Below are 14,091 nucleotides of genomic sequence, written 5' to 3'. Positions count from 1 at the left end.
TTCAAACCGCTCCGTGTGTAGCAATGGCCGTGAGGCGCGCCGCCAATTGTTCATGCAAGGCGCGTTGCTCAAGGATGGTGAGGTGTTGCGCCGAGATGACCTCGCGGGTCAATGGCCCACTGCTCAGGCCTTCCCAATGCGGGTCGGCGAAGTCGGCCTGGGCCAGGGTGTCGCTGGCCCACCAGACATGCACCGGGCAGCTTAGCCGGGCAGGCTTGAAGGTCGCCAGCAGATGCTGCGTATGCTGCTGGTAGCGCAGCCGCGTTTGCAAATGCTCCCAACTGTCGCCATCGAGTTGCAGGCCTTGTTGCCGGGCCCACTGGACCAGTTCCGCCAGGCGTGCCGCTGGCGGCAGGGCGTCCAGTCGCTCCAGCAACGCAGCCATGATCGGTGCCGGCAACTGGCGCAACACGGCCTGGCTGTCTGGCGTCAGTGCTTGGGAGGCCGATTCCAGCAGCGCTTCGACACTGTCTTGCGGCGCTTGATGCTGGTACTGCGAGTCGATGATACCGAGGAATGCCACTTCCTCACCCTGGCTTTCCAGGCGCGCGGCCGCGGCAATCGCGAGCAGGCCGCCGAGGGAGAAGCCTAGCAGGTGATAAGGCCCTTGCGGCTGCTGCTGGCGCAGGTGCTCGACATAAAGCGCACCGAGGCTCTCGATATCGCCGTCCAGCGTTGCGCTGTCGTCGGTGAGGTAGGCGGCCTGCAAGCCCCACAGATGCCAATCCGAAAGCGGCGCCAGCAGCGTGCGGTAGTCCTGCACGTGGCCGGTGGAGGGGTGGAAACAGAACAGGTTGGCGGCTCCGACGGCGTTGGGCGCCGACAACCGCACCAACGGCGAAAGCTTGAGCTCGGCCTGCACCAGCGCCGCAAACGCCGAGACGCTCGGGGCGTTGAACACGGCGTTGACCGTTACCGGGGCCGACAGTGCGGCCTGCAAGCGACTGGCAAGCGTCACCGCTGCCAGGGAGTGCCCGCCCAGCTCGAAGAAATCATCGTCGATGCCCACCCGCTCCAGGCCCAGCACCTGTGCCCAGACCTCGGCGAGCAACGCTTCCAGCGGTGTGCGTGGCAGGGCACTGCCGACCGTGTCGAGGACTTTGTCGGCCCATTGCTGCAAGGTCTTGCGGTCGAGTTTGCCGTTGCCCATCAGTGGCAAGGCTTCGACGATCCGCAGGGTGGGCAGCATGTAGTCCGGCAAGCAATCCTGGGCCTGGCCGTGCAGCCGGGCGACCGTGGTCGAATGCCCGGGTGCCAGGGTCATGAAGGCGAACAGTTGCTGGCCGAGTTCGCCTCGGGGAATGCATTCCACGGCCGCCTGGGCGACACCGGGAAGAGCGGTCAGCTGTGCCTGGATCTCATCGAGCTCTACACGGAACCCACGGATTTTCACCTGGCGGTCGGCGCGTCCGGTGATTTCCAGGCTGCCGTCATGGCGATAGCGGGCCATGTCGCCAGTGCGATAGAGGCGTTCGCCAGGCAGTTGCGCCAGCTCGATGAAACGCCCGGCGTTTTGTTGCGCGTCCAGGTAACCGCGAGCCAGTTGCGGGCCGGCGATATACAGCTCGGCGCTTTGCCCGGGGGCGGCCAGCGCTTGCTGCTCGTCGAGCAGGTACAGGCGCATGCCGTCGAGGCGGTCACTCAGGGGCAGGCGGCGATAATCCATGGCCGGCTCGGCTTTGTGCATCACCACGCCAACGGTGGTTTCGGTCGGGCCGTAATGGTTGAAGATCGCCAGTGCCGGCGCGAGGCTGCGAATGCTTTGTAGCAGGCGCCGCGAGCAGCTTTCGCCACCGAGGATCAATTGCTTGCGCGGCAACACCGCAGCGCTTTGGGCGTGAATCAACCAGGCGTCGAGCAACGACGGCACGATTTTCAAGTGATCGATCGGGTACTGCGCCTGCCAGGCTGCCCAGGCCTGGGCGTCCATGGCCGTTTCCTTGTCCAGCAGGTGCAATTCGCCGCCGCTGAGCAGTGCCGGGAACAGCAACGTGTAGCCCAGGTCGGCCGCCAGCGACGTGACCACCGCACTGCGTTCGCCGGCGGCCAGCGCCAGGCGCCGGGACACGCTGGTGACATAACTGGCGAGCTGGCGATGCTCGACGATGACGCCCTTGGGCGTGCCGGTGCTGCCGGAGGTGAACAGCACGTAGGCCGCGTCCTGGGCTTGGATCTCGACGTTGATTGCCGTGGCAGGTGCTTGCTGCCAGGTCGCTTCATCCCGCAGGTCGAGGCTGCCGATGGTGGGCAACGCCGGGGCGCTGCCGGCCGAACCGCTGAGGACAAAGGCGGGCTGTGCCTGTTGCAGGATGGCCAGGGTGCGTTGCGCCGGCTGATGCACGTCCAGGGGAACGAACGCCGCGCCGCTCTTGAGCACCGCGAGCATGGCCAGGACCATCTGCGCCGAGCGATCCAGGTACAACGCCACGCGATCTTCGCGACCCACGCCCTGGGCGCGCAGGTAATGCGCCAGTTGGTTGCTGCGGGCCTGCAATTGGGCGTAACTCAGTTGCCCGTTGTGGTCGCGCAGGGCCAAGTGCTCGGGGAATTGCGCGGCACACACATCGAAGCTCGCTGGCACACTGGCAAACGCCAGCGTCGCATCGTCGAGTGGCGCCTGCCGGGCGGCGAGCGTCGCGGTGAAGCTCGGCGCCTGCACTGACAGCTCGGCCAGGGGCTTGCCGGGGTTGACGAGGGCATCGAGCAGCAGCGACTGGAACTGCTCCAGCAGGATCCGGGCGGCTTGCTCGCTGTAGCGGCCCGGCAGGTGGCAGAGGTTCAGGCGATAGTCGCCAGCGATGGTTTCGGCTACCAGCAGCAGCTCCATGCCCGCCGGGATGGCTTGGGCGTCCAGCACCGTGAGTGTCGATGCCATACTGCCCAAGGTGTCGAGCCGATCGGGCAGTTGCCCAGCCCACTGGAAACCGTACTGCGCGGCGTCGGCTGGCGGTGTCGTGCTGACAGCGCAGTATTCCTGCCATTCCGTGGCTTGCTCGCAGAGCACCTGCAGGTTCGCCAGGGCCTGGGCAAACGCGCTGTCCGCCGCCGGTTGCCAGCGCAGGGGCAGGGGCTTGGCGAACAATCCCCAGCAGTCGGCGAGCTCTTCGTAGTCGTCGCGGCAATCGTGGACCCAGTTCAAGGTCAGTGCCGGGCTGTCGCCGCTGCTCAGGCGCTGCAACAGCACGCCCCAGGCCGCCATCAGCACCTGCTCGGGTGTTGCGTCGTGACGCTGGCAAAAGCTGTCCAGGGCCATGCTCAACTGCGCATTGGCGCTCAGGCGCGTGGTCACCGGGGCGTCGGGGCAGTCGCTGCGTACCTGGCGGTAGAGCAGTTCGCTGGCAACCGGCTCATCGAGGGTCTGGCTGGCCCAGAAGCGCCGGCCATGCTCGGCGTCTTCATCGGCCTGCAATTCGTAGAGCCAGGCGCTGTACTGGGTATAGGTCATGGCCTCGTCATCCAGCGATGGCGCATCCGTCGAGGCCAATGCCTGTGCCAAGCGCAGCAAAGTCCCGCGATCCGCGCTCAGTGCCGGCAGTTGCAGCGTCACCCGGTGCCGATCATCGCTGATCGATTGCACCTCGACGCCGATGGCGTCCGCTGCCGTGACGGTGGATTCAACCACCTGTAACGGCGTCAGCAAGCCCGGCTCAGGCCGCACCCGCAGGCGCAGGGCCTCGTGGCATGCGCTCAGGGCTACGAGTCGCTGGTGCAGGCGTTCCAGGGCCAACGGGCCTTTGATTTCCAGTTCCAGGCGCACCGCTGGCAATCCCGCCAACCACTGGCTGCGTTGTTGCGGCGAGAGGGCGAAGGCTTCTTCACGTTTTTCAAAAGCGCTCATGCCTGCACCTCCACAACCGGCGACAGTTGTACTTCAGGCAGCAGCCCGGTCAATTGCTCACGACGCATCATCTGGCCCATGGCGACACAGATCTTGCGCTCGCCCTCGAAGGGGTCCCGGGCGTGAGCCACCAGCATATTGTCCAGCATCACCATGTCACCCTTTTGCCAACTGAAACGTACCGCGCAGTCCTCATAGGCCTCGCCGATGACTTGCATCACCGCGTCCTCGATCACGCTGCCGTCGCCGTAGTAGACGTTGCGTGGCAGGTGTCCGGGGCCGAACAAGCTAATCAGGTTGCTGCGCACCTCCGGTTCCAGGCAGGCGGTGTGGTGCAGTTGCACCTGGTTGAAGAACGACAGTTCCCGGGTATCGGGGTGCTCGACGATGGCCGGGCAGTGCTGGGCGATCCGCAGGTTGTCGGCCCCCAGCCATTCCCAGCGCATGCCCGACGCCAGGCATTGGCGTTCGACTTCCTCGCGCTGTTCGGTCTTGAAGAAGTCCTGCCAGCGCACATCCAGTTTGTCGGTGAAGTGCCGCACGTAGAGCAGTCCCTGGGTCTTGAGGCGGGCGACGATGTCTTCCGGCAAACGTGCCAACACTTGCCGGCAATCGACGATGGGCGTGCAGCCGCCACGGGGTGCCGGCGTTTCGCAGTAGAACCACTGCTTGCGCGGCCACTGGGGCAGATGGGAGCTCTCGTTGTGGAAGAGAATCATGTGCTGTTCCGGGTACGGCGTGGAGTGGTAGATGTTCTTGCCGGAAGTGTTTTTCGGCAGGTCGCCGTAGGTCCCGTAGAGGTCGGGCTCGATGGCCTGGGCGAACTGCTCGAAGGCGGCGGCATCCGGCAGGTTGAAACCTCGGAACAGCAGGCCGCCGTGGGTCAGCAGCTGTGCGTTGATCCATTCCCGGGCTTGCAGCGCCCAGTGCACCGGGTCCAGGTCGCCGAGCAACGGCTCGATCACCAACGGCAAGGCTTGCCCGGCGTTGAGGGTGCGGGTCCGGACCTGCTCGTGGGCCACCTGGCTCACGGCGGTTGCACGGGTCTGCTTGAGCTTGCTCAGTTTCGACTGCTTGCGCGCGCCACGAGTCGTAGCCTCGTCGAGCGCCGAATCAGGCTGGGATGGCGCGCTGGCATTGCTGCCCTCCAGGCGCCACGACCACTGGTCCAGTGCCTGCGCCGGGGCCGCGACGATTTGCTCCAGCAGGTGCTCGAAGCCTTGTTCGAGGCGCTGGATGGTCTGTTCCTGCAACACGCTGGTGCGATACACCCAGCGCACGTTCAAGCCTTGTTCTTCGTCCTCTTCGACGAACACGGCGAGGTCGAACTTGCTGCTTTCCTGGCGCGATACCAAATGTTCCACCTCGAGATCCGGCAGGCTGGCATTGCCGCTGGGCGTGTTCTGCATGACGAACAGCACCTGCACCAGCGGGTTGACCCCCGGTGTACGCGGCGGCTGCAATTCCTCCACCAGTTTGTCGAACGGCACTTGCTGGTGCTGGAATGCCGACAGGCAATCCTCGCGCAAGCGTTGCAGGCGGGCATCGAAGGTTTCGCCCTCGCTCAGGCGGGCACGGATCGGCAGCACGTTGACGAAGAACCCGATGAGGTGTTCCAGGGCCGGGTGTTCGCGGTTGGCCAGGTCGGTGCCGACGATAAAGTCGTTGGCCCCGGTGGCCCGCTGCAACAGGCTGTTGAAGGCATTGAGCAGGACCATGAACAGCGTCGCCCGTTGCTCTTGCGCATAGGCCTTGAGCACTTGCGTCTGGGCGGCGGTGAAGCGTTGTTCAAGGGCCGCGCCCTGGTAGTCGGGGCGCGCCGGGCGTGGCAGGTCCAATGGCAGCGGGATCAGGGTTGGCGCGCCGTCGAGCTGGCGGCGCCAGTAGTCGATGGCCCGTGCCAGCAGGCGCTGTTGCGCTTCGCTGCGTTGCCAGTAGGCGTAGTCGGCGAACTGGATCGGCAACGTCGGCAGCAGCGGTGTCGAGCCGCTGGTGCGGGCCTGGTAGCCGACGATCAGCTCTTGCATCAGGATGCCCATGGACCAGGCGTCGGTGGCGATGTGATGCAGCACCAGTTGCAGCACATGATCATCGCTGCCCAGGCGCAACAGGTTGGCGCGCAACATCGGCGCCTGTTGCAGATCGAACGGGCGTGCGGCCTGTTCGTCGATCAGGCGTTGCAGGGTTTGCCCCTGTTCCGCGCTGTCGAGGTGGCTCAGCTCGGTCGGCGTCAAGTCAACCAGCGGTGCCGGGCTGATGACCTGGCACGGTTGGTCGCCGTGGAGGTGGAACGCGGTGCGCAAGGATTCATGGCGTTCGAAGACCGCTTGCAAGGCCCCTTGCAGCGCCGCGACGTCCAGCGCGCCGCGCAGCCTGACGGTAGTGGTCATGTTGTAGGCGGCGCTCGGGCCTTCGAAGCGATCCAGGAACCACAACCGTTGTTGGCTGTAGGACAGCGGCAACGGTTGGTCGCGCGGCGCCAGGGCCATCTCGGTGTCGTCGGCCTCGGTCTGGGCATCGCGCTGCTGATCCACCGCCTCGGCCAGTTGTTCGAGGGTCCCACGCTCGAACAACGTGCGCAGCGGCAGGTTCACGTTCAACCGTCGACGGATCCGCGACAACACCTGGGTGGCCAGCAGCGAATGACCGCCGATGGCGAAGAAGTCGTCATGCACACTGACCTCGTCCAGGCCCAGGATTTCCTGCCAGAGTTCGGCGAGCACTTTCTCGGTTGGCGTGCGTGGTGCCATGCCTTGCGCCTGTGCCGTCTCGTCCTGGGGTACACCCAGGGCGACGAGGGCGCGACGGTCGACCTTGCCATTGGCGTTCAGTGGCAATTGCGCCAGGGCCAGCCAGCGGGCCGGGACCATGTAGCTTGCCAGTTGCTGGCCCAGGTAAGCGCTCAAGACCTGTTGAGCAGACTCGCTGCCCAGGTCGGCCGTTTCGTCGAGCACATACCAGGCCACCAGTTGCAACGCGCCGCGGGCGTCGGGCAGCGCCAGTACTGCCGCGCTGTCCACCGCCGGGTGTTGCATCAGGCGGTTTTCGATTTCACCCAGCTCGATGCGGTGACCGCGGATCTTCACTTGCTGGTCGCGACGGCCGAGGTATTCGATCACGCCATCGGCACGCATGCGGCCGATATCACCGCTGCGATACAGGCGCGCATCGGCCTGGAACGGATGCGGGACGAAGGCTTCGCGGGTGCGTTGCGGGTCGCGCAGGTAACCGCGACCGACGCCGACACCGCCGATGCACAGCTCACCGGGTACGCCGATGGGAACCATGCGCAGTTCGGAGTCGAGGACGAACACCTGGTTATTGGCGGTCGGCTTGCCGATGGGCATGTGCAGGCAGTCGTCGCCCGGGGCTTGGGTGATGGGGTAGAAGGCAACGTCGTCCGAGCATTCGGCCGGACCGTAGGCGTTCATCAACGCGATGGCCGGGAAGCGGGCGAACCAGTCCCGGGCCAGGGCCGGCGGCAACGCCTCACCGGTAGGCAACAGCCAGCGCAGGCTCGCCAGGGTGTGATGGGGCTGGCTTTCCTGGAGCATGCCGCGAATCAGTGCCGGCACGGTTTCCAGCAGCGTCAGCCGCTGATCCTCTACCGCATCGAGCAGGGCCACCGGGTCGTGGGCCTGGGCATCGGGAAGAATGTGTACGGTGGCGCCGAACAGCGGCGCGGCGAGGAACTGCCAGACGCTGATATCGAACGCCGGCGAAGCCGTCTGGGCAATTCGGTCGTGCTCACTCAGGCCCAGGCTCGGGACCTTGCCGAACATGTTGTTGAGCATTCCTCGCTGTTCGACCATGACGCCTTTTGGCGTGCCGGTGGAGCCCGAGGTGAAGATCACGTAGGCCAGTTGATCAGGGTTGTGGATGTAGCTGACTGGCGGTTGTTCGCGACCTTGCCAAAGCGCCTGGGCAATCAGGCAGGTGGGTTGCTTGTGCATCTGTGGCAGGACGTTGTCCAGCGTCGACGTCGCGTGCTCGCACACCAGCAACAGCGGCGCTTCACCGAGGTCCAGCAGCTCCGCCAGGCGTGCGTGGGGCTGTTGGATGTCCAGGGCCTGGAACGCGGCGCCGACCTTGAGCGTGGCGATCATCATCGTCAGCAGGGCCAGGCCACGTTCGGCGAATAGCGCCACCAGGGTTTCCGGGCCGGCACCGGCGGCTTGCAGTGCGTGGGCGATGGCGTTGGCGCGACGGTCCAATTCAGCGTAGGTCAGCGACTGTCCCTGGCAGACGGCAGCCAGGTGTTGCGGGCGGCTACGCACTTGCTCGGCGAACAGCGCCGCATAACCGCGTTCCAGCGGGAAGTCGACGGCGCTGCGGTTGCAGTCAATCTGCAACTGTCGACGTTCCGCCCCGGGCAGCATGTGCAGGCTACCCAGGGGCGCCTGGGGCGTCTCCAGCATGCCCGAAAGCAGCTGCACCAAATGCCCGAGCATGCGCTGCACGGTGTCAGTGCTGAAACGCATGCTGTCGTAGGACAGGCGAATGCCCAGGCGGTCGCCGGGGTACAGCACCACCGTCATCGGGAAGTTGGTGTGCACCCGGTCTTCATAGATGTCGATGCTGAAGGCATCCAGTTGCACGCTGCTGATGTCCAGCGGCGCGTTCTCGAACACCACCAGGCTGTCGAACAACTGCTGGCCGCGCGGCACCTGGCTGCAACGCTGGATGTCCACCAGCGAGGCGCTTTCGTGTTCGCGCAATTGTGCGTTGTGGGACAGCAGCGCCTGCAGCCAATCGGCCACTGGCGCCTCGGGGTCGACATCGATGCGCAGTGGCAAGCTGTTGATGAACAGGCCGACCATTTCCTCTACACCGGCGAGGTCCGTCGGGCGGCCGGCGACGGTCACGCCGAACAGCACATCGCGATTGCCGCTGTAGCGCGACAGCAACAGCGCCCAGGCGCCCTGGATCCAGGTGTTGGGGGTCAATTGGTATTGCTGGCACAGCTGCTGCAGACGTTGGGTCTGGGCGATGCTCAGGGTCTGGTCGAAGTCACCCACCTGTTCCGGTGCCTGCTCCGGACGGGCCACGGGGCTGTCCACATGCAACGGTGTCGGCTCGCTGAAACCGGCCATCTCGGCCTGCCAGAACGCGTGTGCGGCGGCCATGTCATGACGTTCCAGCCAGCTCATGTAGCCGCGGAACGAGCGTAGGCGCGGACGGGCCACCGGCTCCTGGCGCACGATGGCCTGGTAGATCGCCAGCAGATCTTCCATCAGCAGGCCGAAGCACCAGGCGTCAGTCAGGATGTGATGGAAGCTGCGCACCACGGCGAAGCGTCGCTCATCGAGTTGGAACACCCGCAGGTGGGTCAATGGCGCGCAGGCCATGTCGAAACCTTGCAGGCGCTGTGCTTCGAGGGCCTGGTCCATCGCCTGGCGCTGCTGCTCCTCGTCGAGATGGCGCAGGTCCTGCCAGTCGAACGCTTGGTGGGTCTGGCGATACACGCATTGCAGCGGCTCGTGGTCGTCCTGCCACCAGAACGCGGTGCGCATCATCGGATGGCGCTGGAGGAACAACTGCCAGGCCGCTTCCATCGCCGGGCGTTGCAAGACCCCGTCCCAGCTGTAGCGTTGCTGCATCAGGTAGATGCCGCTGTGGGGTTGCAACAGGGTATGCAGGAGCATGCCCTGTTGCATCGACGACAACGGGTAAACGTCTTCGATGTTCAACCAGTCCAGCGGTTCGGCCGCCAGGGTCGCCGCTTGCTTGTGGCACAGCGGGAACGCTTGGCTGACAGGCCGCAGGTCGGTTGCGCTAGCGAGCCCGGCGAGGTCGTTCAGGCGTTGAGCCAGGCGCGGTGCCCAGTCGGCGGCGAGGGCGCCCTGGCTGCGCAGGTGCAGGCAATCGTCCTGCCACCAGGCGTCCAGGGTCAGCGGGCAAGTCGACGTCGGCGATGGGTTTGCGGCCTCGACCTTGGCCAGGATGCCGCGTTCTTCGCGGTGGCTGTCGAGGTTGCCCAGCCAGCGAATGGCGACCGATGCCGCTGGCAGCTCGCGCAGCGGTTCTTGCAGGTAGGTATTGTCCGACAGGTAGCGCAGGGCACCGTAGTCGACACCGTGTTGCGGGTAGGCGCACATCTGCGTGGTCAGTGCCTGCAAGCGTTGCAGCAGGCTGTCGCCTGTGGGCTGGAGGAAGTACGGCACCGCCAATTCCAGAGGCCCCACGATGCGCGCCGGATCAAGGTCGGCGACGGCAATCGGCGCAGTGACCGGCAAGCGTTCGGCGTTCGGACGGGCGCCGTGCACGCTCAGCGCGACCAGGCCATCGCCGCACAGCTCACGGCATTGTTCGGCCACGGCAGCGGCCAACAGGTTATGCCAGTCCAGTTGCAGCACCTCGCCCAGGCGCTTGAGCTCGCCCGAGGTGTTGGCCGGCAGGGCCTGCTCGATCATGCTGGCCGGCTGTTGGCCGGCAGGCAGTTGCAGCGGTTCCAGGCCAGCGTATTGCAGCCAGTGCTCCCAGGCGTCATCCAGGGCGTCGCCCTGGGCATGGGCCTGCTGGTGCCGCGTCCACTGGGTGAAATCGCCACCGGTGTAGGACAGGCGCACCGGGCGTTGATAGCGCAGCTGCGCCAGGGCCAGGTTGAGGTCCGTCAGCAGCAGCGACCAGGACGCTTCGTCCAGGCTCAGCGGATGAGCGGCCAGCAGCAGGGAATGCTTGCCGTCCACTTCCAGCAGGCTGGCATGCAGGGTTTGGCCGGCATCCAAGTCCAGTCCATCGACACCGGCCTGGGCCAGGGCTTGCAGTTGCGCCGGGGCGCAGGTCGCAAGTTTTTCGATGGCGATGACCGGGGCCTTGGCCGCCACCAGTACCCGTTGCTGCCACTCGCCCTCCGGCAGGGCCTTGAGCGCCAGGCGCAGGGCCTGGTGGTGTTGCTGCAAGGCGACGATGGCCTGGGTCAGCAGCTCGCTGTCGATGGCCTGGGTCAGCGCCACGCAACGCCAAGTCGCCTGCAACGGTCCTTGTTGCAGGCGCGCCAGTTGCCCGGCGGCCAGCGGCAGGTCATAGCCATCGGAAATGGCTTGCGTCACGCCTTGGTTGGCATCGGCGCCCAGCACCCGGGCGATGTCGGCAATGGTGCGGTTCTCGAAGAGCTGGCGCGGGGTGAGTTTCAGCCCCTGCTGGTTGGCGCGGGCGATGATCTGCAAGTTGATGATCGAGTCGCCGCCCAGGGCGAAGAAGTTGTCATGCACGCCGACACGCTCAAGCTTCAGGACCTCCTGCCAGATGGCGGCCAGTTGCGCTTCGACCTCATTGCGCGGGGCCACGTGGGTGGCGTTGTCGTCCGTGGGTTTCTGCGGCAGCGGCAGGCGCTGCACATCGACCTTGCCGTTGCGGGTCAGGGGCAGTTCGTCGAGGGTGATGAAGTGCGCCGGCACCATGTAATCCGGCACCCGCGCAGCGAGGTCGTTACGCAGTTTCGTGGCGGACAGCGACTGGCTGGCGACCAGGTAGGCCACCAGGCGCAGGCTGCCGTCCAGTTCCACGGCACGGACCAGCGCCTGCTCGATCAGTGGCGACAGGCGCTTGAGCTGCGCCTCGACTTCGCCCAGCTCCAGGCGGTTGCCACGGATCTTGACCTGGCTGTCGACCCGGCCAAGGAACGCCAATTGACCGTCCACTTGCCAGCGCACGCGGTCGCCAGTGCGATACCAGCGTTGCTGATCGGCGTCGAGGTGGAAGCGTTCGGCGGTCAGGTCCGGGCGGTGCAGGTAACCCCGGGCCAAAGCGCCGTTGATCAGCAGCTCACCGGACACCCCGGTGGGCACCAGGCGACCCTTGGCATCCACCACTTGCAGTTGGCGGTTCGGCAGCGGGCGGCCGAGGGCAATGCTGCGCAGGCCGGCGGGCAGCTCGGTGGCAATCGCCCCGACCGTCGCTTCGCTCGGCCCATAGTGGTTGAACACCCTCAGCCCGGTGGCCAGACGGTTGACCTGCTCCAACAGCGCCGGGCTGAGGGCGTCGCCACCGAAGACCAGCAGGGCGCGAGGCAACAGGCGGGCATCGGGCAGTGCCTGCAACAGGCCGGCCAGGTGGCTTGGGGTGATCTTCAGCACATCCACTGGGTGTTGGTCGAAGAGTTCGGCCAGTGCCAGGGGGCTGAAACCGCTGTCTTCATCCACCAGCAACAGGCTGGCGCCGCTGCACAAGGCGCCGAACAGTTGGGTGTGGCCCAGGTCGGCGGCGATGCTGGACAGCAAGCCGTAGCGAGCCGCCGGCGGCGGATTGAGTACCGCGTGCACCGCCGTCAGGTAATCGACGATGGACCGGTGCTCGACCACTACACCCTTGGGGGTGCCGGTGGAGCCTGAGGTGTAGATCACGTAGGCGGCGTCAGTTGGGCTGTGGGCCACGGCCGGTGGGGTGTCTGGCTGGGAGGCGATGGCGTCGGCCTGTTCCGCCAGCCACAGCGTTGGCGTGTGTTCTGCCAGGTTCTTGAGCAAGGGCGAGGCGGCGGCGCCGATCAGCAGCGCGGCGCGGCTGTCCACCAGCACGTCGGCCAGGCGTCCGGCGGGTTGCTTGAGGTCCAGCGGCAGATAGGCGGCGCCGGCCTTGAGGGTGGCCAGCAGGGCAACCACGAACTCGGCGCTGCGTTCCAAGGCCAGTGCCACGACGCTGTCGTGGCCGATGCCCTGGGTACGCAAATACTGGCTGAGGCGATTGGCCTGCTGGTCCAATTCACGGTAGGTCAGGGCGACCTGGCGGTCCTGGACTGCCAATTGTTCCGGGTGGGCGGCCACCTGTTGTTCGAAGCGTTGGTGCAGGCACGCAGCGGGCACCGGCAGTTGCACGCCGCGACCCTGTACGAGCAGTTGCTGGCGTTCTTCAGGGCTCAGCCACTCCAGCTCGCTGACCCGGCTATGCGCTTGCGCCGTCATGGCCAGCAGGATGGCGCGCAATTGTGCCGACAGCACCGCGACCTCGGCATCGCTGAAGCGACTGCGGTCGTAGCTGATCAGGTAGTGCAGTTGTTTGTCCGGCACCACGATCAGCGACAGCGGGAAGTGGTTGCGGCCTTGGGTGTGGGTGATGCCGTCGACCTGCTGGTCGTTGCTCGGGGCACTGAAGCTCAAGCCGCCGGTGTCCTGGTTGAGCGCATCGGTGACCGGGAAGTTCTCGAACACCAGGATCGAGTCGAACAGCGCCTGTTCCGCGGCGATGCGGGTCATCGACTTGAGCTTGCCTAGCGGCAGGTAGGCGTGGTGGCGCACATCGCTGTTGGCTTGCTGCAAGCGTTGCAGCCAGCCCACCAGCGTCGGTTCGTCAGCCCATTGCACGCGCAGCGGCAAGGTATTGATGAACAGGCCGACGGTGCTGTCCACCGCCGCCAGGTTCTCCGGACGCCCGGCGACGGTGACGCCATAGACCACGTCGTCACGCCCGGCATGTTGGCCCAGCAGCAGTGCCCAGGCGCCCTGGATCAGCGTGTTGAGGGTCAGGTCATGCTGGCGGGCGAAGTGCGCCAGTTGCTCGGTTTCGCTGGCGGCCAGCAGGCTTTCCCGTTCGGCGAACGGCGCGCCTGCCGGTGCCGGTTGGCGTACGGCGAAGGTGGGTAGCGGGGTCGGCTCGCTCACGTCCTGCAACTGCTCGCGCCAGAAACCCTCGGTGGCGGCCATGTCCTGTTCCGCCAGCCAGGCGATGTAGTCCCGATAAGGGCGGGTCGGTGCCAGGTTGGCAGGGCGGCCATGGGCTTGTTCGTAGTACAGCGCCAGCCACTCCTGGACGGCGATGCCGACGCTCCAGCCGTCCATGAGAATGTGATGGAAGGTCCAGATCAGGTGCCAGCGCTCGGGGGCCAGGCGTACCAGGCACACGCGCATCAGTGGCGAGTCATTGAGCTCCAGGGGTTGCGCCCGTTGCTCCAGTGCCAACTGTTCCAGCGCGGCCTGGGGCTCGGTGCGGTCCTGCCAGTCCAGTTCGGTCAGGGGCAATGGCACTTCCTGTTGCACCACCTGATAGGCATCGTCCAGTTCTTCCCAGAGAAAAGCACTGCGCAGCACCGCGTGGCGCTGCATCAACGCCTGCCAGGCGCCGCGAAACGCGCTCAGTTGCAGCGGGCCGTTCATGTCCAGGCTCAATTGCTGGTAATACACCCGCGAATCCGGTTCATAGACGCTGTGGAACAACAGGCCGTGCTGGGTCGGCGAAAGGGAGTAGATGTCTTCGATGTTGTTCATGCTTGCTTGGTCCATTTCAAAGTCTTGAAAACTCAAGTGAGGTCGATCGAGGCG

The 14,091-nt window shown here is 65.7% G+C and carries 2 protein-coding genes; both read right to left on the bottom strand.

Going from position 1 to position 14,091, the window contains the following annotated elements; genetic code table 11:
• Position 1: 1 nt before the first annotated feature.
• Positions 2-3,838: a non-ribosomal peptide synthetase gene (locus AC30D9_RS03445; protein ID WP_490143429.1), complete on the bottom strand. Its 3,837-nt coding sequence runs from the start codon at positions 3,836-3,838 to the stop codon at positions 2-4.
• On the bottom strand, positions 3,835-14,037 hold the full coding sequence (locus tag AC30D9_RS03440; RefSeq protein WP_490143428.1) for a non-ribosomal peptide synthetase: 10,203 nt from the start codon (positions 14,035-14,037) through the stop codon (positions 3,835-3,837). The genes AC30D9_RS03445 and AC30D9_RS03440 overlap by 4 nt, the downstream gene beginning before the upstream one ends.
• Between the last annotated feature and the right edge of the window lie 54 nt (positions 14,038-14,091).

The organism is Pseudomonas sp. DF11 (assembly GCF_058148565.1).
This window is presented reverse-complemented; position numbering and strand designations above follow the sequence as displayed.